Source organism: Haoranjiania flava (genome assembly GCF_025631005.1).
In the GTDB taxonomy this organism is placed as follows: domain Bacteria; phylum Bacteroidota; class Bacteroidia; order Chitinophagales; family Chitinophagaceae; genus Haoranjiania; species Haoranjiania flava.
On sequence record NZ_JAOTPL010000003.1, the window covers coordinates 181,699 to 203,306 of the forward strand.

Annotated in this window: 17 protein-coding genes; 9 read left to right on the forward strand and 8 right to left on the reverse strand. The window is 44.3% G+C overall.

All coding sequences use genetic code 11. The annotated features are described in order from the left end of the window. Positions 1-30: 30 nt before the first annotated feature. Entirely contained in the window at positions 31-507 is a 477-nt protein-coding gene (locus tag OD355_RS03645) for a GAF domain-containing protein (protein WP_263037093.1), read from the forward strand. Between the two features lie 5 nt (positions 508-512). Here OD355_RS03645 and OD355_RS03650 read toward each other — a convergent pair whose 3' ends face one another. Then, entirely contained in the window at positions 513-914 is a 402-nt protein-coding gene (locus OD355_RS03650) for an ExbD/TolR family protein (protein ID WP_263037094.1), read from the reverse strand. A 27-nt stretch (positions 915-941) separates the two neighbouring features. Continuing rightward, positions 942-1,628, reverse strand: a complete 687-nt coding sequence (locus tag OD355_RS03655; protein ID WP_263037095.1) for a MotA/TolQ/ExbB proton channel family protein — start codon at positions 1,626-1,628, stop codon at positions 942-944. 154 nt (positions 1,629-1,782) lie between these two features. On the opposite strand from OD355_RS03655, the gene OD355_RS03660 reads away from it, so the two are divergent. Continuing rightward, on the forward strand, positions 1,783-2,454 hold the full coding sequence (locus OD355_RS03660; RefSeq protein ID WP_263037096.1) for a 2-C-methyl-D-erythritol 4-phosphate cytidylyltransferase: 672 nt from the start codon (positions 1,783-1,785) through the stop codon (positions 2,452-2,454). Positions 2,455-2,615: 161 nt separating this feature from the next. Here OD355_RS03660 and OD355_RS03665 read toward each other — a convergent pair whose 3' ends face one another. The 3 genes from OD355_RS03665 to OD355_RS03675 are packed head-to-tail and all read right to left on the reverse strand — an operon-like array spanning position 2,616 to position 4,271. After that, positions 2,616-3,068, reverse strand: a complete 453-nt coding sequence (locus tag OD355_RS03665; protein ID WP_263037097.1) for a hypothetical protein — start codon at positions 3,066-3,068, stop codon at positions 2,616-2,618. After that, complete coding sequence (ric, locus tag OD355_RS03670) at positions 3,055-3,786, reverse strand: iron-sulfur cluster repair di-iron protein (protein WP_263037098.1); 732 nt, start codon at positions 3,784-3,786, stop codon at positions 3,055-3,057. The genes OD355_RS03665 and ric overlap by 14 nt, the downstream gene beginning before the upstream one ends. Positions 3,787-3,836: 50 nt before the next feature. Then, positions 3,837-4,271, reverse strand: coding sequence for an RrF2 family transcriptional regulator (locus OD355_RS03675; RefSeq protein ID WP_263037099.1), 435 nt, complete (start codon positions 4,269-4,271; stop codon positions 3,837-3,839). Between the two features lie 596 nt (positions 4,272-4,867). Between OD355_RS03675 and dnaN the strand changes: the two genes are divergently transcribed. The 5 genes from dnaN to OD355_RS03700 all read left to right on the forward strand — a co-directional run bounded on the left by dnaN (position 4,868) and on the right by OD355_RS03700 (position 12,563). Further along, positions 4,868-5,989 (forward strand): DNA polymerase III subunit beta, encoded by a 1,122-nt coding sequence (gene dnaN, locus OD355_RS03680; protein ID WP_263037100.1) that lies wholly within the window; start codon positions 4,868-4,870, stop codon positions 5,987-5,989. Between the two features lie 245 nt (positions 5,990-6,234). Continuing rightward, a complete protein-coding gene (locus OD355_RS03685) occupies positions 6,235-6,711 on the forward strand; it encodes a ribosome maturation factor RimP (RefSeq protein ID WP_263037101.1) in 477 nt (158 codons plus the stop codon). 32 nt (positions 6,712-6,743) lie between these two features. Continuing rightward, complete coding sequence (gene nusA, locus OD355_RS03690; RefSeq protein ID WP_263037102.1) at positions 6,744-7,991, forward strand: transcription termination factor NusA; 1,248 nt, start codon at positions 6,744-6,746, stop codon at positions 7,989-7,991. 57 nt (positions 7,992-8,048) lie between these two features. Then, positions 8,049-11,108, forward strand: a complete 3,060-nt coding sequence (infB, locus tag OD355_RS03695) for a translation initiation factor IF-2 (RefSeq protein ID WP_263037103.1) — start codon at positions 8,049-8,051, stop codon at positions 11,106-11,108. A 36-nt stretch (positions 11,109-11,144) separates the two neighbouring features. Next, complete coding sequence (locus OD355_RS03700; protein WP_263037104.1) at positions 11,145-12,563, forward strand: peptidylprolyl isomerase; 1,419 nt, start codon at positions 11,145-11,147, stop codon at positions 12,561-12,563. A 535-nt stretch (positions 12,564-13,098) separates the two neighbouring features. Here OD355_RS03700 and OD355_RS03705 read toward each other — a convergent pair. The 3 genes from OD355_RS03705 to OD355_RS03715 all read right to left on the reverse strand — a co-directional run bounded on the left by OD355_RS03705 (position 13,099) and on the right by OD355_RS03715 (position 18,129). Further along, a complete protein-coding gene (locus OD355_RS03705; protein ID WP_263037105.1) occupies positions 13,099-14,679 on the reverse strand; it encodes a peptide MFS transporter in 1,581 nt (526 codons plus the stop codon). A gap of 50 nt (positions 14,680-14,729) precedes the next feature. Continuing rightward, on the reverse strand, positions 14,730-16,226 hold the full coding sequence (locus OD355_RS03710) for an MFS transporter (protein WP_263037106.1): 1,497 nt from the start codon (positions 16,224-16,226) through the stop codon (positions 14,730-14,732). 136 nt (positions 16,227-16,362) lie between these two features. After that, positions 16,363-18,129, reverse strand: a complete 1,767-nt coding sequence (locus OD355_RS03715; RefSeq protein WP_263037107.1) for a peptide MFS transporter — start codon at positions 18,127-18,129, stop codon at positions 16,363-16,365. Between the two features lie 144 nt (positions 18,130-18,273). Here OD355_RS03715 and purD point away from each other — a divergent pair, with 144 nt between their 5' ends. Together purD and OD355_RS03725 are read left to right on the forward strand one after the other, a co-directional pair. Next, positions 18,274-19,539 (forward strand): phosphoribosylamine--glycine ligase, encoded by a 1,266-nt coding sequence (purD, locus tag OD355_RS03720; protein ID WP_263037108.1) that lies wholly within the window; start codon positions 18,274-18,276, stop codon positions 19,537-19,539. After that, positions 19,493-20,833, forward strand: coding sequence for a hypothetical protein (locus tag OD355_RS03725; RefSeq protein WP_263037109.1), 1,341 nt, complete (start codon positions 19,493-19,495; stop codon positions 20,831-20,833). Before purD ends, OD355_RS03725 begins: the two co-directional genes overlap by 47 nt. Positions 20,834-21,608: the final 775 nt, after the last annotated feature.

The window sequence follows — 21,608 nt, forward strand, 5'->3', positions numbered from 1 at the left end:
TCGTTCTATACGGGGCATTTTTTTTATACTATGGCAGAAGAATTAAAAATTATACAAGACTCTAAGGAGAAGCAGTACCAGTCAATCCTGGCGCAAATAGAGGCTTTGATCTCCGGTGAAGAAGACCTGATTGCAAACATGGCCAACATAGCCGCAGCGCTGAAACAACAGTTCGACTGGTGGTGGATAGGTTTTTATGTTGTAAGGCATAATGAGCTTGTGCTCGGCCCGTTCCAGGGGCCTGTAGCGTGCACGAGGATTGCAAAAGGCAGAGGCGTATGTGGCGCTGCATGGCAACAAAAAACAACACTCATTGTAAAGGATGTAGAACAGTTCCCGGGACATATAGCCTGCAGCAGTGCATCAAGGTCAGAGATAGTAGTGCCGGTATTTGATCGGGAAGGAGAAGTAGCTGCCGTGCTGGATGCAGACAGCGAACACCTTGCCCATTTCGATGAAACCGATCAATTATTCCTGGAAAAATTGTGTAAACTTATCAGGCTTTAAGCGCGTTACTGCACATTAGCCACAACCCTGGCGCCTGATCTCTTGGCAGACTGCATTACTCTGAATACCTCCCCGTAATGCGATACCGTATCTGCATTGATCACCACAGAAGGCGTGTCTACCAGGGTACGCAGCTTCTGTATTTCTATGCCCAGTAAAGTATCCAGCTGAGCCAGGTCATTTACAGGCATTTGCCCCAGGTATATCTTCTGGTCTTTATCTATAGACACTACCACATTTTGTTTTACTTTGGTATCATTTTCCCCGCGCGGGTTATTTACCTTGATCACATTCGGGTTTGCCAGTGTAGACACGATCAGGAAAAACAACAGCAGTATAAACAGGATGTCGTTCAACGCACCTGTCTGTACTTCGGGCTTCGATTTTAATTTTCTTCTTATATCCATTTTCTGCTTTTCTTTTTAGAAGAAAAATTATTTAGTGGGTTCCTGCAAAATATCAATAAACTCCGTGGCGGCAATCTCCATTTTATTAGCTGTTTTATCTACCTGTGTAGATAAATAGTTATGGAAGATAAACGCTATCAGCCCAATGATAAGGCCCGTTGCCGAAGTGATCATTTTCACATAAATACCCCCTGCAATGGTGCTGAGCTCAAAGTTGCCGGAACTGTTGATCTCGTAGAACAGCTGCACCATGCCAATAATCGTACCGAGGAAACCAAACATCGGCGCTATGCCTGCTATCAGTGAAAGAATGTTCAGGTTGCGCTCCATGTTGTACATTTCCTGCCTGCCCACGCTTTCCATGCTCTTTTCAATTACATCAATGGGCTTGCCTATCCTTTTCAATCCTTTAGAGATCATTCTCGAAACAGGATTGTTGGTGTTGCGCGCCAGTGTTTCTGCGCCTTTGATATTGCCTGAAAGAATATTATCCCTGATAATGGGCATGAACGAGGAATCTATTTTAGATGCTTTGCGTATAGCTATCAATCTTTCAAAGAAAATAAATAAAGCTACGATCAGCAACAGGTAAAGCGGGTACATCAGCCAGCCGCCTTTGGCCAGCAGTTCCCACAAAGATATTTTTTCAATGGCAGGCGCTGCCGTAGCTGCTAATTGCGTTGCAGTATCTGCTGCCTGTAGTAAGATTCCCATGCTTATTGTTGTACTTTAGTTGAATAAATTTTTTCGGATAGTGGCTAAATTAATTATAAAGCTACTACCAACGGGATATTGTGCATAAGTTTATACATCTGCTGAAGTAATAAACATTTTATATTTTTGTTGCCAGATAAAAAAATTCAGAATCTTGAAGAAAATAGCGGTGATCGTTGCAGGTGGCACAGGCAGCCGGATGGGTAAAGATATTCCCAAGCAATTTCTATTGCTGAATGAAAAACCAATACTTTGGTACAGCATCCGGGCATTCCTGCAGGCGTTTGAGGATATGGAAATTATTGTGGTTGCCCATCAAGACCACCTCGAAAGAACACAGCAGATCATAGATCTGTTCCAGGAAAGAAATAAAATATTATTGGTTACGGGAGGCGATACACGCTTTGCATCCGTGAAAAACGGTCTCGAACAAATACACGCACCGGCCGTTGTTTTTGTGCATGATGCAGTAAGATGCCTGGTTTCGCAAAAGCTTATCAGCAGTTGTTTTGAGCAAGCCGTGGAAAAAGGCAGCGCCGTGCCGGCTGTGGTTTCTACCGACAGCATACGTGTGGAGGAAGGAGCTGAAAATAAGCTGGTAGACAGGGAAAGCGTGCGTATTGTACAGACGCCGCAAACGTTCCGTTCAGAAATTTTGCTGCCCGCATTTGCGCAGCCTTACAGCGCATTCTTTACCGATGAAGCCAATGTGGTGGAGCATTCCGGGCAGCGGGTGCATCTTATTGAAGGCGACTATGCCAACATTAAGATTACCAGGCCGGTAGATATGGCTATAGCAGAATTTTATTTGAGCCAGGGGCGGTAGCAGAAGGTCTCTTTAAATTGTTGATTTGCTGCGTTGTTCTTGCGATAAATCACGTTGAGATTGCTTCGTTCATACCTCGTGCAAAGACAGGGTTCGGGGTACTACAGGTTTGGCACAGTTGCTTCTACTCCTCTCCTTGAGGACAGGGCCGGGGTGAGGCGCTATTTCCAGAATTCATCCTCAATATTTTCTACAAACCGTTCATCCTGGTGCGCATCTGCAAACGCCTGCAACTGCTGCTCTGTGGCTATGTTTTGAATTTCATTAAACAGCACACGTTCTTCAAAACGTATATGGTTGTGCAGTACCTCCACAATCTCAGCAAAAGTGTTTTTATCCGCAGGATGTTCAAAGAGTGTAATGATCCTTTGGTGCTCCTGCTTCATCTGCTGCATCAGCGGGTGAGTGTTGTCTACAATTTTTTCCAGTTCCTTTTCCTCTACTTTAAAATGTGGCAGCAGGTGGTCTTCGTAGTACCAGTCACAATATTTTTTTATGCGGTTTACATCCACACCTTTTGCCAGGCCGTTTTTTATTTTCCAGCTCAGCAAAAGTGTATGGTGATGTTCGCGGCTTAAAGACTGCAATGCAGGATGTCTTTTAATTGGCGCCATGGTTTATTATTTTTTCTAAAGCTATTGCTTTTGGAAATAAAATATTGTTTTCAAGATGTATATGCCTGTGCAGGTCCTCCTCAAACTCTTTCAGCATGGCAAATGCTACACGGTAAGTGTTGCATGCATCTGCAGGCGGGTTGAACTCATTTGTAAGCTCTGCAATCTTCCTGAAACGTTCGCCTTCCACATTGTGTTCATCCATCATCATGCTTACAGGATTTTCTACTGTGCCAAAAGGTATGTTTACACTATGGTTCTGCGATCCGGCAGCCACCATTTCTTCAATGAAAGGAAACAGTACATGCTCTTCTTTTTGCAGGTGCATTTCCAGGTCTTCAGCAGACGCTCTGAAAAGATTGTTTATTTCAAACAGCTCAGGATGCCTTTCTCCGTGTACGCGGCAAAGCTTGTCTAAAAATTGCAGTAACACGGGCACTTTCTCGCGGATATACCGGTGGTGTTTCTTGGTTACATAGTCTGCCAGCAGATCCAGCGGCCACCCGTTGACATCTACTTCTGCAGATGTATTGGCAGATAAAACTTCCTGTAGCTCGTGTGCCAGCTTTTGCTTATCTAATTTTTTAGCATCAGCAGCCTCGTTGATGGTCCTGTTGCCGTTGCAGCAGAAATCTATTTTGTTTTTCTTGAATACGGCAGCAGCGCGGTAGTCTTTTGCCACAAGCTGGCCGATATTTTGTTCCAGTATGTTTTCCATATCTATTGTTTTAATCCGGACAACTTTGTCCGTGTTTTATATAAAAAAAATTATCTTTTTAAAAATCCGTTTCCATTTTCAATTTTCCTGCTGAGGTCGTACACTGTAGTGTTTTCCAGCATTTCGCGTAATTCTTCTCTTATTTTCTTAAAGTGGTCGTGCATGGGGCAGGGTTTCACTTCAGAGCAATGTTTTAAACCCAATCCACAACCTTTGTAAATGCCGTTGCCGTCAAACAATTCCACAATCGTGCTGAGCTTATTGGCTTTTGCTTTTCTTGCATCCATTTCAAAACCGCCATGTGAACCTATTGTGGAAACGATCAGGTTGTTCCTGGATAATTGCTGCAGGATTTTCGCCGTGAAAGCTTCAGGAGAATCAATTTCCGCTGCAATGGTTTTAAGGCTGCACCTGTTGCCCTTCTGCGTTTCCGTGGCAATGAACACCCCGGCCTTGATTGCATATTCGCATGCTTTTGAAAACATAGTATGCAAAGATAGTATTTATTACAACTCGGACAAACTTATCCTAATTGTGCGGGCGAATCTTTTTTCGGCGGTAAAATTTTAGAATTTTGAAAAACATATTTATTAAAATGAATTAAAATTTGTAAAATTGCACTACTAACGGCCAAAGGTATTTTTATGCGTATTAAGGGCCGGTAGGATTAAAAATTAAAATGATACCAATGAAATAACCATAAAGATTAAGTATTTATACCAACCGGGAATGAGTATTGAATCTAAAAAATGGTTATTCCATGTGGCAACTAAAAAAACAAATAAATATACACACATGAAATAGCCATAAGAATGCTGCATACCAACCGCGGATGAATAAAGGCTATTCCATGTGAACATAAAGAAAAATAAAAAATATACACATGAAATAACCATAAAGGTTAGGAATCTATACCAACCGGGAATGAATATTGAATCTAAAAAAATGGTTATTCCATGTGACAACTGAAAAACAAATAAATATATACACATGAAATAGCCATAAGCAAGGTTGCATACCAACCGCGAATGAATAAAGGCTATTCCATGTGACCATTAAGAAAAATGAAAAATATACACACATGAAATTTATTGTTTCGTCTTCTGTTTTGTTAAAGCATTTGCAGCAGATTAGCGGCGTTATCAGCACCAATACCGTATTGCCGATTTTGGAAGATTTTCTTTTCGAGATCAATAATAAAAACCTTAGTGTGGTAGCAACAGACCTGGAAACTGTAATGCGCATCAATGTGGAGATAGAAAGCTCAGAGACCGGCAGGGTGTGCATACCGTCCAAGATATTACTGGACATGCTTAAAACATTTCCCGACCAGCCCATAGCTTTTATGGTAGACGATCACAACAGCATCGAGATCACCAGTGAAAAAGGGAAGTTTAAGATCATGGGTGAAAATGCTGACAATTTTCCCAAGGAGCCTTCTAAAGAAGATGCCACACACTTCTCCATCACAGGCAATGCCCTGCTTACAGGTATTAATAAAACACTGTTTGCAGCCAGCACAGACGACCTGCGCCCGGCGATGACAGGGGTTTTCATTGAGCTTACACCCGAGTATGCACACTTTGTATCTACCGATGCACATCGCCTGGTGAAGTACAAAAGAAGCGATGTAAAAACAGAGGAGAACGCCAGCTTTATCGTGCCGCGTAAGCCATTGAACATCCTTAAAAATGTATTGGTAGACAATGACGAGGAATTGCAGGCCAGCTTTAATGATAAGCACTTTTTTGTAGCCAGTGAGAACCTGCAGCTTTCCTGCCGCCTCATAGACGCGCGTTTCCCGGATTACAGGGTGGTGATACCTGCAGATAACCCATATATACTTACGGTAAACAAACAGGATTTTCAGAATGCTTTGAGGCGCGTAAATGTGTTTGCCAACAAAAGCACTAACCAGGTAGCTTTTACCATCAGCGGCAATGAACTGCAGCTTGCAGCGCAGGACATTGATTTTAGTTTTGAAGGAAACGAAAGAATGGCCTGCCAATACACAGGCGAAAACCTGCAGATAGCATTTAACGCTAAGTTCCTGGCAGATATGCTCAACGCGGTTGAAACTGAAGATATAAAAATGGAACTATCTACACCAACCAAGGCCGGCCTGCTGAAACCCACTGAAAACGGCGAAAACGAAGACCTGCTGATGCTGATAATGCCTTTGATGCTCAATAATAATTATTAGGCGCGGGTAAATCCATCCCGTAGTGTTTATAATCTTAATACGGCCCTCTGATCAACAGTCAGAGGGCCTGTTTGGTTTAACCGGCCAGATGCCATTTCAAGCTTGGAAAAAAAATTTAATGGATCAGGTTGAATTTCAACTTTTTCTTTCTAATTTCCGCGTAAATACACTATCTTTGCAGAGTCAAAGAGATGCTGCAAGGGAACGGATGCCGTTCCCTTGTCTTTTACCTAAACCCTTCTGAGATGGAAAAAGAAATACTATTGGAAAAAGTTCAGGGCTGGACAGAAGAAATCATCGGTCCGGAACCGGAATATTTTCTGGTTTCCGCCAAAATAAAACCCACCAATAATATCAAGCTTTACCTCGATGGAGACAACGGTATCAACATAGACAAGTGTATTCAGATAAACCGTGCACTTCGCACAATGATTGATGAATCCGGCATTTTCCCGGAAGGAGATTTTTCGCTGGAAGTATCGTCTCCGGGCATTGATGAACCGTTGAAAAGCGTGCGCCAGTACAGGAAGAATACAGGAAGGCTGGTGGAAGTGACCTTCTTAAATGAAGATGAAAAACCAAGGACCGGAAAGCTGGTGGCTGTTGAAGATAGCGGCATAACCATTGAAGAAACAACAGGCAAAGGCAAGAAGGCAATAGTGCATAACGTGGACATTGCTTTCGACCAGATAAAGAAAACAATCGTACAGATACAATTTTAAATATTTTTAAAATACAATTTTAATATAAAGATATGGCAAGTATTAACCTTATCGAGGCTTTTCAGGACTTTAAAGATGCCGAAAACATTGATCGTCCTACGATGATGAAAGTGGTAGAAGATGTGTTTAAAACCCTCCTGAGAAAGAAATACGGCAGCGATGAAAATTTTGATGTGATTGTGAACGCCGAAAAAGGCGACCTTGAAATTTTTCGCAGAAGGATGATCGTGGAAGACGGTGAGCTTGAAGATCCGCTGACGGAGGTAGAATATAGTGAAGCCATTAAAATTGAGCCCGACTTTGAAGTGGGCGAAGAATTGTACCAGGAAGTAGACCTTATTGATTTCGGCAGAAGAGCCATACTCGCTGCCAAGCAAACCCTGGCAAGCCGCATAGGTGATCTGAAGAAAAGCGCGCTGGTGAAAAAATACGAAGACCGCATCGGCGAACTGATCTCTGCCGAAGTGTACCAGGTGTGGAATAAAGAGGTGTTATTGCTTGATGAAGATGGAAATGAATTGATACTGCCCAAGTCTGAGCAGATACCACAGGATTATTTCAAAAAAGGAGAAAACATCCGCGCCATCATCAGAAGGGTAGATGTAAAAAATAACAATCCCGTAATTATCCTCAGCCGCACTGCTCCCGAATTTCTGGCTAAATTGCTGGAACTGGAAGTGCCTGAAATTTTCGATGGCCTCATTACCATTAAAAAAATTGTACGCGAGCCCGGCGACAGGGCAAAGGTGGCTGTAGAAAGCTACGACGACAGGATAGACCCGGTGGGCGCCTGCGTGGGCATGAAGGGAAGCCGCATCCACGGCATTGTGCGTGAGCTGAAAAATGAAAATATTGATGTGATCAATTATACCAACAATATACAATTGCTGATACAGCGTTCACTTACGCCTGCTAAAATATCATCCTTTGATATTGATACGGAAAATAAGCATGCAGAAGTGTATTTGAAAGCAGACCAGGTTTCGCTGGCCATCGGCCGCAGGGGTGTAAACATTAAGCTTGCCTGCGAGCTTACCGGCTACGATATTGATGTGTTCAGGGAAAATGAAGGCGGTGAAGAGGATTACGATATAGACCTGTATGAATTCTCTGATGAGATTGATGAATGGGTAATAGATGAATTGAAAAGAGTTGGTTGCGATACGGCAAAAAGCGTATTGGAATTATCTTCGGAAGAGCTGGAAAGAAGGACAGACCTGGAGAAAGAAACCATCGCGGATGTAGTGCGCATCCTGAAAGAAGAATTTGAAAAAGAGTAAGTTTTATCAAATCTGTTTTAGATTTGTCATTGGTAAAGACTTACGATAAAATATTATATGTCAGAAATTAAATTACCAAGATTGTTGGCTGCAGCTAAAGAGTTCAATATCGGTGCCGAAACGCTGATAGACTTTTTAGACAGCAAAGGATTTAACCGCGATGAACTGAAGCCTTCGGCAAAACTGTCCGAAGACATGTACCGTGCGTTGCAGTCGGAGTTTCAAAGCGATAAGTTGGCTAAGAACAAAGCCGACCAGATAGAAATCCCTAAAAGTGCAGGCGCCGTTGTAGAAAAAGATAAAGAGCGGAAGAAAAAAGATGTGATTGCTCCCAAACCGGTAGTGGAAGAAAAAACAGAAGAAAAAGAAGAAGAAAAACCTGAGGCAGCGCCATTATTGGAAGAAAAGAAACAAGAACCGGTACAGCCGGAACCGGAGCCGGTTGCAGCGCCTGAACCTGTGGAGATAACACCCGCAGAGCCGGCTCAGGCTGAAATACCGCCTGTTGCAAAGCAGGAAGAAGCGCCTGTGGTAAAGCAGGAAGCGCCTGCCCCTGTAGAAGAAAAACAGGAAGCTATACCCGAAGAGGCGGAAGTGATCCAGCCGAAAGCGCCTGAACTGGAAGCCCCCAAAGTGATCAATAAAATTGACCTTTCAGAAATTGACTCTTCTACCAGGCCTAAAAAAGCTGCTCCCAAAAAAACTGAAGCGCCTAAAGAGCCTAAGAAGGAAAAGCCGCTGGCCACAGAAGCGCCCAAGGTAGAAATGCCGGAAGTAAAGCCTGCGCCGGAAGCTGCAGCTCCGCCACAGGAAGCGCCGCCCGCACAAAAAGAAGAAAATGTTGTAGAGCATATTCACCTGAAAGTAGATAAGCTGGAAGGCCCGAAAATACTGGGCAAGATACAATTGCCTGTAGACAATGATACCCGCCCCAAAGCAGGCAGGAACGAAAAACGGAAGAGAAAGAGAATACCGATTGATAAGGCAGGACAGGATACAAAAGGTACTGATACTACACCAACAGAAAATAAACCGGGTTTCAACAAAGACCAGAGAACAGGCCAGCAACAAGGTGGCAGACAGGGCGGACAGCATCAGCATGGCAGGCCCCCGCATGGTCAGAGAGACAACAGGTTCGGGGCCAACCGCAACCGCCCGGGAAGCAAAGGAAAAGTACAGACTCCTGAAGAGAAAGAAATAGACCAGAAAAGAATACAGGAAAAGATCAGGGAAACGCAGGCTAAGCTTGCCGGCACAGGCAGCAAGGCTAAAACAAGAGCTCAATACCGTAAAGAAAGACGCCAGGAAATGGCCGATGCTGCCATGAGCGAAAAAGAAAATGCCGACAATAAGCTGCAGGTAACGGAATTTATTACCGTAAGCGAACTCGCAAACCTCATGGACGTAAACTTTACAGACGTTATTGCCAAGTGTATGGGCCTGGGCATTATGGTGTCCATCAACCAGCGCCTGGATGCAGAGGTGATTGAACTTGTTGCCGGTGAATTTGATTATGAAGTAGAATTCTTGGGCCTCGATGATATGAACGAAGAGGAAGACGAGGAAGAAGATGATGATCCGGAAGCGTTGAAGCCCCGTTACCCCATCGTTACCATTATGGGACACGTGGATCATGGTAAAACCTCCTTGCTTGACCATATCCGCAGTGCAAATGTGGTGGCAGGCGAAGCCGGAGGCATTACCCAGCACATTGGTGCCTACGTGGTAGAAGTGCCGGGCGGAAAAAAGATCACCTTCCTGGATACACCGGGCCACGAAGCCTTTACAGCCATGCGTGCCAGAGGCGCCAAGATCACCGACGTAACCGTTATTGTCATTGCCGCAGATGACGCCGTGATGCCGCAGACTAAAGAGGCTATCAGCCACGCACAGGCTGCAGGCGTACCGATTATTTTTGCCATCAATAAGATTGATAAAGAAGGCGCTAACCCGCAAAAAATATATGAGCAGCTATCGCAGATGAATTTGCTGGTAGAAGAATGGGGCGGTAAGTTCCAGAGCCAGGAAATATCTGCCAAGCAGGGCCTGAATGTAGACCTGCTGAAAGAAAAAATATTGCTCGAAGCAGAGCTGCTTGATCTGAAAGCCAATCCGGAAAGGGAAGCCACAGGCTCCATTATTGAAGCCTCTCTTGATAAAGGACGCGGCTTCGTGGCTACGCTGCTTGTACAGAATGGGACGCTGCGCCAGGGCGACCTGGTGGTGTCAGGGCAGTATTTTGGCCGCGTAAAAGCCATGTTCAACGAAAGAAACCAGCGCATAGATGCCGCCGGGCCTTCCACCCCGGTGCAGATACTCGGCCTCAACGGCGCTCCGCAGGCCGGAGAGCGTTTCAAGGTGTATGCCGATGAAGCTGAAGCGAAAGATGTTGCCAACAAGCGTGCACAGATCCTGCGCGAGCAGGGATTGCGCACACGTAAGCACATTACGCTCGATGAGATCGGGCGCAGGCTTGCATTGGGCAACTTTAAAGAGCTGAATGTAATTATCAAGGGTGATGTGGATGGTTCTGTGGAAGCACTGAGCGACTCACTGCAAAAACTTTCCACGGAAGAGATCATGGTGAGCGTGGTGCATAAAGCAGTAGGACAAATATCTGAAAGTGATGTATTGCTTGCAACCGCTTCAGATGCCATCATTATTGGGTTTAACGTGCGCCCGTCGCTGCAGGCAGCCCGCCTGGCTGAAGGCGAAGGCGTGCAGATAAAGTCCTACTCTATTATTTACGATGCCATCAACGAACTGAAGAGCGCTATGGAAGGCATGCTTGAACCTAAGGTTGAGCAGAAAGAAGTGGCTACCGTTGAAATACGCGAAGTATATAAATTCGATAAAGCTACCGTTGCCGGGTGTTACGTGCTGGAAGGTAAAGTTAAGCGCGATCATAAGATCAAAGTATTCAGAGATGGTATTCTTGTATTCCCCAGACAGGAGGGCGGCTTTGGCGAACTGGCCAGCCTGAAACGCTTCAAAGACGATGTGAAAGAAGTGGCACAGGGTTACGAGTGCGGCCTTACCGTGAAAAACTATGCAGACATACAGGTAGGAGATCACGTGGTTGCATACGAGGAAGAAGAAATTAAGAGAACTTTATAAAGGAATATATCTAATTTAGCTGTTTAATATTTTTGAATGAAGAAAAGTATATTGCTTTCAATACTGCTGGGCGCTTATTTCTGTTCCTATGCACAAAACAATCTCAAATCTCAGCCGCGGGTGCTGATAGATGGTATCGCTGCCATTGTGGGCGATGGCATTGTACTGAAATCCGAGGTGGATATTTATATGGAGCAGCACAAGCATGAAACAGGGCAGACCTTTCTGCCGCCTAACACAAAATGTTTGATACTGGCCTCATTTATACAAAACAAAGTATTAGCTATACAGGCACAAAAAGATTCTTTGCCCGTAACCGATGAGCAGATAGAGCAGGAGCTGGATGGCAGGATAAACCTGTTCATCAGGCAATATGGTTCCAGAGAGGAAGTGGAAAAAATTGTAAACAAGCCGCTTTACCAGTATAAGGAAGATTTGCGTGCACAGGTGAAAGAGCAGGCGCTTGCGCAGGCTGCGCAGCAAAACATCATCAAGCATGTACGCATTACGCCCACAGAGGTGGAAGCGTATTACAATTCCATCCCGGTTGACAGCCTGCGCTACAAGGAAAGCCAGTACGAAGTAAGCCAGTTGGTGATGGATCCGCAGCCTGCAAAGTCAGCCGAGGACGCGCTGATTGAGCAAATGACCAAATGGAAAAACGATATTGAAAACGGAAGGGCTAATTTTACAGACCTGGCCAGGCAACATTCTGATGAGCCTTCAGCAAAACAAACAGGAGGGCAGTTGAGCGTGAATAAAGATGCAGGCGGTTTCGATCCTGTTTTTATGACGGCTGCTTTCAAACTGAAAGAGGGCCAGATATCGCCGGTAGTAAAAACGGCTTTCGGTTATCACATCATACAGATGGTGTCTAAGGTTGGTAGCGATGCAGTAGTGAGGCACATCATTAAACTTCCCCCGCTTGGAGATACAGAGGTGAGAGAGGCAATTGAAAGAGCAGATAGCCTGCGAACAATTATTATCAACAATAACATTCCTTTTAATACGGCGGTAAACCGTTTCAGCGATGATGAAAACTTAAAATATACCGGTGGCGCTGTCATTTCCCAAAATCCGAATGGTGGTTATGAATCGGTGCTTACTTTAGACCAGTTTACAGATAAACAGATTGCAGATGCAGTGGCAAAAATGAAAGTAGGTGAAATATCTGAAGCACAGATCTTTCAAAATCCTATGAACGGGAAATTACAGGTGCGCCTGCTCTACCTGCGTTCTAAAACCGAGCCTCACAGGGAAAATCTCAAAGATGATTTCAATGAAATATCTCACCGTGCTTTGAGCATAAAACAGCAGAATGTTTTAGGCAACTGGTTAACTAAAAATGTAGGCAACTATTACATTAAAGTTTCAGAGGAGTACAATGATTGCCCGAACGTGCTGGAGTGGACAAAGCTATCAGAACAAAACCTGAATCATTTTTCTACAAGATAATATTTCTATTTTATTCTAAAACCACTCTGCAAGGGGTGGTTTTTTTATGAACTGCTCACAAGTAACTGCGATTTCAAATTGCAACCTTAGCTGCATGTTTAAAAGGATTCTGGATTTTTATTTAAACTTTGTTTAAGCATCAAGCGGGTCCCCATTCTGATAACTCCCGGAAGTGCGATCATTGTATACTTTCCCTGTTTTGGGTAAATAGCGTTAATCAAAAGATAGCTTGTGACAGATCATATGTATGATGCCTCAATTTCCGCGCACGCAGCTACTATCTGAAAGACTCCGCCACAGTGATGCGTATGCTCAGCTGGTACTCGTCTTGGCACATTGTTGTATGATCATTTTGCCCAGCTTAGGCCAATGTACTATCGTTGCTGTATGTAGCGGCATACATAATGCAATCAGGGTAGAACTTGTCATTGAGTTGAAGGGTTTTTTCACAAACAATTATATCGCCACCGGCACTAATCTAAGCGGCTTATTGGTCTTGCTGCCAAGGACGAATATTTATATGCTGCTTGTTTTCTTATCTCACTCCCTGCATTAATTTTCTTACCAATGGTGAAATTGCTATCAGTATCACCCCGGCTATGATCGCATAAATGCCCAATTGTTTGTAGCCTTCTGTATAAGCGATCAGCTTTTCCAACAGCGTGCCGTTCTCATTGGTTTTTGCCATGCCTGCGCCTAAAAGCCCGGCAACATACTGCCCGTAAGCGCTTGCCAGGAACCACATGCCCATCATCATGCCCTGCAGTCTGGGGGGAGAAAGTTTGGTCATGGTAGACAAGCCAATAGGGGATAAGCACAGCTCGCCGAAGGTCATTACCAGGTAAGCAAGTGTAAACATGTCAAGCCCTGCAATGCCCGGCGATACCTGGAAAAACCTTGTACCGAACAGCATCAGGAAAGAGAGCCCTAAGAACAGGAAGCCCATGCCAAACTTTACCACTGTATTGGGTTCTCTTCTCTTTTTGGCAAGTGCGAGCCAGACGAGCCCGAACATCCATGCAAAAATAATTACGAATAAAGCATTGGCAGAGTTGTTAACGCCGTTAGGGTCCAGCGGGATAAAGCCCAGCAGCTTATCGTCGAGATTGTTGGCTGCGAAAAGGCTTAGGGAGCCGCCGCTTTGTTCGAAGAATGCCCAGAAGACAATAGAAAAAGCTATGAAGATCAGCGCTGCAAACAATCTTTTTATTTCAGGTTTTGTACACTTGGTCATTTCGTAGAAAAGAAAGATCAGCGTGGCCGGTCCGATGATGTACATAAACCAATCTGTATACTGCGGCGTAGCTACCATTTTCATAATAACGGGTACTGCCAGCAGGGAACCTGCATACACCAGCATGGCAGGCGCGTTAGATTTCTTTCTTCCGGGTTCAAGGGAAATGGCTACCGGTTCCTGTTCAGGGTTATTGCCAATAGCGCCATAATCAACCACTTTTTTCTTTCTTTCAGGAGCAAGGCCTATAGAGCCTAAATGCCTCTTGGTAAATATAAAAGTGATCAGGCTGATGGTCATCACCACTGCTGCAAATCCAAAAGCTATATTCCAGCGGATATTTTCAGGGATTACGCCTCCGAGCAGTGTGCCTTTTCCTACTGCCACACAAACGTATCCGCCGAGCAGAGCGCCCAGGTTAATGCCTGTGTAAAAAAGGGAGAAACCGGCATCTCTTCTTGGATCGCCGTCTTTGTACAACTGGCCCACCATAGTGGAAATATTAGGTTTAAAGAAACCGGTGCCTATTACCGTAACGCTGATGCCGAGAAAGAAAAATTTATGCGGGTCGGTTGCCAGTATCAGGCTGCCTGCTATCATCAGTATGCCGCCCCAGAAAAGAGATTTGCGGAAGCCTAATATTTTATCGGCAAACAGGCCGCCGATGAAAGTAAAAGCGTACACGAAAGCCTGCGTAGCGCCGTATTGCAGGTTGGCCTGGTCTTCTTTCATAAAAAGTTCGTGCACCATAAAGAAGGTGAGCATGCCGCGCATACCGTAAAAACAAAAGCGCTCCCACATTTCTGAAAAGAACAGGTGCCAAAGTTGTTTGGGATATTTCCCTTCAAAAGATTGAATTTCTTCCAGAGTTTCTCTGTGCATGCTTATTAGTTTTTGAATGAATTTTTCTTAATGGATACTGATATGCGCAATTAAATTTCTTTATCTGTGGATATGTCTTGCATAGCAAGCGTTTCTTTAGGTTTAATAACAGTTTTATCATAAATAAATAAAGCCAAAACTGTTACAATGCCGATAGCCACAATTATATAAGCTATCTTATGCGGATGATAATTATTCCAGAGCATATCGGTTATCTGTGGCTGTGTCATGCCCAGTTTTTCGGCAGCCATATTATAATAATCATTCTTAGAGAATTGAGCATTTACCTCCGGCATGGCAATATTGCGGTTTATCATCTCTGTTTGCAGGAGCGTAAGTCTGTCTGACCAGGACTGGTACAAGTTTCCGGATATAAATGTAGTCAGGAAGTTACCAGCTGCGACAGGTAAGAAATATGTGCCCTGGTAGAGCGCTTCTTTTCCTTTGGGAGAAATACTTGCTATAAAAGAAGAAAATGTAGGATTGGTAGTCATTTCACCTATAGCAAATATCACAATTCCCACAATAGTATAAAGCCCGTTTTGAAAATAAAAAGTAAGCCCGATACCGATAATAGCAATTATGAAGCCCCTGATCATTGCTGTAACATGCCGCATATTCGTTACCAGTAAGGAGATCATGATCTGAAATACCACAATAGCACCGGCATCAATATTAATCAGCATTTCCGGTTTTACACTGTTGCTGCCGCCGCTCATAAAGTCTGCAAGCCAAGGTGCAAAAGAAGCTATTTGATCGTGAAGTTTCACAGTATCTACCCAGTCTTCTATAAATGTAGGAAGCGTATAAAACAACTGGTTAAACATGGTCCAGAACCCTATCATTATTATGAGCAATATGGTAAGCTTTACATCTTTTACAGCTTCCCATACATTGATGAATGCGCTCCTTATAGCTTGTCCCACAGGTTCTTTGCTTCTTTCTATTTTAGGTTCCTTAAAAAAGAAAATTACCAGCAAGAGATTGATAAAAATAACAACGGAAGCCTGAATAAAAATTAATTTCCACCCGTAAGTTGTCCGAAGATATGACGACATAGCAGGACCAATAAATCCACCCACATTCACCATCATATAAAAGAGCCCAAAACCCAGTTTAGAGTTACGGTCATCTGTGGATTTCGTAACTGTGCCCGACGCAACCGGTTTAAAGAAAGCAGCGCCGAAGGCAACAAATAGGAATACGGCAAAAAAACCAGCATAGCTGGTCACGGTCCCCATCAGGTAATACCCAATTGCCAGGATAATAAAAGAGATGATAAGTGATATTTTAAACCCTATTTTATCTGCTACTACCCCCAACACCAGAGGCATAAAATACAATATGCCCGTCACAATTCCCATGATCTGGCCTTTTTGTACCTGGCTAAAGCCTAAGCCTCCTGTATCAATTGAACCTGTAAGATATAAAGCTAAAACAGCAAACATGCCGTACCAAGCCCAACGTTCAAAAAGCTCCATGATACTGGCAATCCAAAAATTGCCTTTGAACGTTTTTACTAATTTAAAAAACGAGTTATCTGCCATTGAGTATGTAGATAATATTTGATGAAGTTTTCAATTAAAATTGAAAGTTAACGATGCGCTAAGATACAGAGTTTTTTTTCAAAACTTATGTAAAATACTATTTCAACATCAAAAAAATTTGTGTATTGTTACTGATTTATTTTATACCATGCATCAGCTTTCTGATCACCGGTGTCAGCGAAATGGCAATAAAACCGATGATGACAGCAGCCACGGTAATGATCAGGAAGAAATAACTGATGCCGTCTTTGGCAGCTATCTCTACAGCATTTTCTCCCAGTATGCCTGCAACCTTATTGGCAATGGCTACAGCCAGGTACCACACACCGAACATAAACGCAATCATTCTTGCAGGCACAAGCTTGCTTACATACGACAATCCCACCGGAGAAATGCACAATTCCGCCATGGTATGAAACAAGTACACCAGTACCAGCCAGATCATGCTCACGGCAGCCGTATTGGCCCCCGCAGGGATATGCCTTGCCCCCACTACCAGTGCAGCCATGCCCACACCTAACAGAATAAGGCCAACGCCAAACTTCACATTGGCCGGCGGGTTGAAACGGCTTTCCCATATTTTTGAAAATAACGGCGCCAGGGTAATGATGAACAGGGAGTTTAATATGCTGAACCACGAGGCAGGCACCTCGGTTTTTTCTACGCTGAATTCACGCACTACCATCCATAACGTAATGCCCCAGATAATGATAAAGCTACAGCTGAGTATAATATTGCCCAGCGCATAATTTTTAAACGTTTGCCTGAACAGCAACATCAGCACCCAGGTGATGATACCCAGCGGCACCACCGCGATCAGCGAGTTGACTATTTTAAAAATAAGCCCTGCATTGCCTTCAAGCACCCGGTTGGTATAGTCTTTGGCAAAAATCGTAAGCGTGCCCGGCGCCTGTTCAAAAATGGCGAAGAACACGAATACAAAGCTTGCAAAAATGGTGACTGCATACAACCGCTGCCTTGTTATAAGCGAGTATTTGCCCAGCCTGTAAAAGAGCAGGAAGAAGAACAATGCAAGCCCGGTGAGAATGGTGAAGTCAGCGCCTTCAAGCCCGAATATATTAAACCTCAGGAAGTTTATCCTGCCATCAGAGATCTTTGATACGGGATCGTTGATGATCCACACCAAACCGATAACACAACAAAGGCCAATGATCGCCAGCTGCCAGCCCGGGAAGGGCACGCGCTTATCAGGGTCATGCTCGGCAGCTTCCTGGGCAGCATCTGCGCCCTTCTCTATTTTGCCGGGTTTTAAACCGATGTTTCCAAATATATTTTGTGTAAAATAAAATTGCAACAGTCCAAACAGCATAAATATACCCGCCAGACCAAAGCCCAGGCTCCAGCCGACTTTTTCGCCCAGGTAACCACAAAGCAGTATGCCGAAAAAGGCGCCAGCGTTTACACCCATATAAAATATGGTGTAGGCCCCGTCTTTCTTTTCCGGGTGGTCTTTGTACATCAGCGCGATCATCGAAGTCATATTCGGCTTAAAAAAACCTGTGCCGAACACCAATAAGGTAAGCCCTGTGTAGATAGACCACGGCGTTTCAACGGCCATGGAAGCGTGTCCCAGCGTCATCAGGAATGCGCCGAGAATAACCGATTTGCGGTAGCCGATCTTATTATCTGCTACGTACCCTCCCAGCATGGTAGACAGGTACACCAGCGCTGTGTACGAACCGAACAAGGCCAGTGCATTGCCTCTGGACCAGCCCCACCCGGGATGCTCTCCCAGAACGGAAGCAGTAAAAAATAATATCAGTAACGCGCGCATACCGTAGTAAGAAAAACGCTCCCACATTTCAGTAAAAAACAATACAAATAATCCGGCAGGGTGTCCCAGCACTTTGGTCTTGAAAAGATCATTGCTTTGGTGTAGCATAAAGGTCGTCAGGTTATTATTTTATAAAAAATACAATAAGCCGGTAAAATACATATTTTATCTAAAATAATTCTATTTATTCTCAAAATGATTAAATTGTATAGAAAACAAAACATTGCTAATTTCGCATGATACAATCTGATTATGAATATTCTGATCTTAGGCTCCGGCGGCAGGGAACACGCGCTGGCATGGAAAATAAAGCAAAGCGCTTATTGTGATAAATTGTTTGTTGCACCTGGCAATGCAGGCACAGCACACATAGCTGAGAATGTGTCTATGGATGTAAATGATTTTGAAAAGCAACGGCAGTTTTGCAAGGAAAACAACATTGAGCTGGTTGTAGTGGGCCCGGAAGATCCGCTGGTAAAGGGTGTGTATGATTTTTTTAAAGAGGATGAAAACATCCTGGTGATTGGCCCTTCCAAAGAAGGGGCACAGCTGGAAGGCAGCAAATCATTTTCCAAGAAGTTCATGCAAAGGCACAATATTCCTACCGCGGCTTATGCAGAGTTTGACGCCGCAAGTTTTGAGCAAGGTAAGCAATACATTTTGCAGCAAACATTGCCTGTGGTGTTAAAGGCCGACGGGCTGGCAGCTGGAAAAGGCGTGGTGATTGCTGCAACACATGAACAGGCTTTGCAGGCTTTCGAGGGGATGATCATTCACAAGCAGTTCGGAGATGCATCTGCCAAAGTGGTGATAGAGCAATTTCTGGATGGTATCGAAGCCAGTGTATTTGTGCTTACAGACGGCAATGACTATAAAATTATCGGTCACGCCAAAGATTACAAAAGGATCGGTGAAGGAGATACCGGCCTCAATACCGGCGGCATGGGTTGCGTTACGCCCGTTCCTTTTGTAGAAGGTGAGTTTATGCAGAAGGTAGAAGAGCGCATTATAAAGCCTACGGTCAACGGGCTTTACAGCGAGCAGATCGTGTACAAAGGATTTATTTTCTTTGGGCTGATCAACATACAGGGCGAGCCTTTTGTAATTGAATACAACGCCCGCATGGGCGATCCTGAAACAGAAGTAGTGCTCCCTGGTCTTAAAAACGACCTGGTGGAATTATTCCTGGCAGTTGGCAACGGAACGCTGAAAGACTGTAATGTAAGTATTGACAAGCGGGCAATCGCTACCATAGTAGCTGTCAGCGGAGGGTACCCCGGCGATTATGAGAAAGGCAAAACCGTCAGGCTGCCGCAACACACCGGCGACAGCATAATTTTTCATGCAGGTACAAGAGTTGAAGGAGATCATGTGGTTACCAATGGCGGCAGAGTGCTGGCTGTGACCTCTTCCGGAAATTCTATACAGCAAGCAGTGGCGCAGTCCAAAGAAATACTGGAGCAGGTATCTTTTGAAGGAATGTATTACAGGCAAGACATTGGTTACGAATTTGAATAACAGGCATTTCATATCATCATTTTTAAAAAAAGTAACAGTTCTGCTGTTGCTGGCTTGTTTTGTCAATGGTTCTTTTGCGCAGCAGGAAGAGTCGCGCCGCGACTTTGATCGTGCTAAAGAAAAGATGCGCAGAAAAATCAATGCTCGGGAAGAGGTTGATTTTACGGATGTGGGCGCTGCACTGGAAAAGTATGCCATTGCTAACCCAGGCAACCCGGAAGCGTGGTATTTCCTGGGCTATGCCATAGATAAATTCAACGCTTTGGATGGAGAAAATATTATTCACTCAAATTTATTGCTGGCACAAAAAGCAAGCGAATGTTTTCAGAATGCTTTGGAATTAAGCAACGGCAGGTATTCCGGCGAAAGGCTGCTGCTTGACCCGCATTCTAAAATATTGTCTGTCTGGGGCGGCCAGGCTATGCGTTACCTGTACCAGCATAAAACAGACTCTACAGCCTGGTGCTTACAGGAAGCCAGGAAAAGGGGCGGCATAAACCCGGTGATGCTGAAATATTTTTCTCAAATGCTGGATGAATGCTCCGACAGCGCTTATTTATTTACCACCGGCGATCTGCAGGTTTATTACATTGCCTACCTGCAACATGTGCTGAAAGCAAGGCAGGATATACGTTCCATCAATCTCGACTATCTCAATACGAGCTGGTATGCGCCTTTGATGGTAAGCAGCGGTAAGATGGAATTGTCTATGTCACCGGAAGTGCTGAACGCCATCAGCTCGCGCACATGGATCACGAAAGATGTGTCTATGATTAATTCACGCTACCCGGCTTACGGCGACAGTATCCTGACCTGGCAGATCAAGCCTTCTTTTGACGGCACATTGCTGCGGTCTGATTTCATAACTTTACAACTCTTACAGCAAAACCAGTTGCGCGATGATGTGTTCTTTCCCTCGGGCCTGCCTGTAAACCAGCGGCTTTATTTGAATACAGAAAATTACCTGCAGTTGCGTGGCCTTACGGTGAAGCTGAACCCTTACAAAAATTCCAACGATGTAAATTATCTGCGGTCGCGGCTTCCTGCACTTGAAGCAATAAGGAAGCAGGATACGGTTCACCTCAATAATCCGGATAATCTCCAGATGCTGAATGTAGTGCGCTTTGTACATGCATGGACCGCAGAGTATGCCTTGCAAGCCGGTGATACTGCCTATGCTAAAAATTGCTTTATAGTAGCCGAACAAAAGTACCCTGAAAAGCTGCTGCCATTCTTCGACGACAATGATAAAAAATGGTACCTGGACCTGAAAGAGCGGGTTGAGAAAATGTAAGGAAGAGGAGAAGAGAGGGAAGCCGTATATCCCTTTGCGAAAAAAATCTGGAGACGGACTCGTCACTGCGATAAACCGTAATGCAGGGAAGGCTTAGAAGCAGTCTTTTACCCATAACTCCATAACTCCATCACTCCATCACTTGATCACACTTATACACCTCCACTTCTTTGCGTTTAAGCCTTGGCGCACTCTGCGAGAAAATTTTATTGCTGTGCATCAATTGCAAATTTTTGTTTCACGCGAAGGCCGCAAAGTTTTCACGCGAAGATCGCAGAAAGAAATTCTCTCTACATTTTTTAGATTGTTCCCGCTTGAGGTTTCTTCTGCCCGAGGAAAAGCTGACATGTTTCTTACTTGCCCCGGCAAAGACGGACTCGTCACTGCGATAAACCGTAATGCAGGGAAGGTTTAGAAGCACTCTTTTACCCATAACTCCATAACTCCATCACATCATCACTCGATCACACTTATACATCTCCACTTCTTTGCGAAAACCTTGGCGCACTCTGCGAGAAAATTTTATTGCTGTGCATCAATTGCAAATTTTTGTTTCACGCGAAGGCTGCAAAGTTTTTACGCGAAGATCGCAGAGAGAAATTCTCTCTACATTTAGATTGTTCCCGCTTGAGGTTTCTTCTGCCCGAGGAAGCTGACGTGTTTCCACTTGCCCCGCTCGCAAAGACGGACTCGTCACTGTGATAAACCGTAATGCAGGGAAGGTTTAGAAGCAGTCTTTTACCCATCACTCCATCACTCCATCACATCATCACTC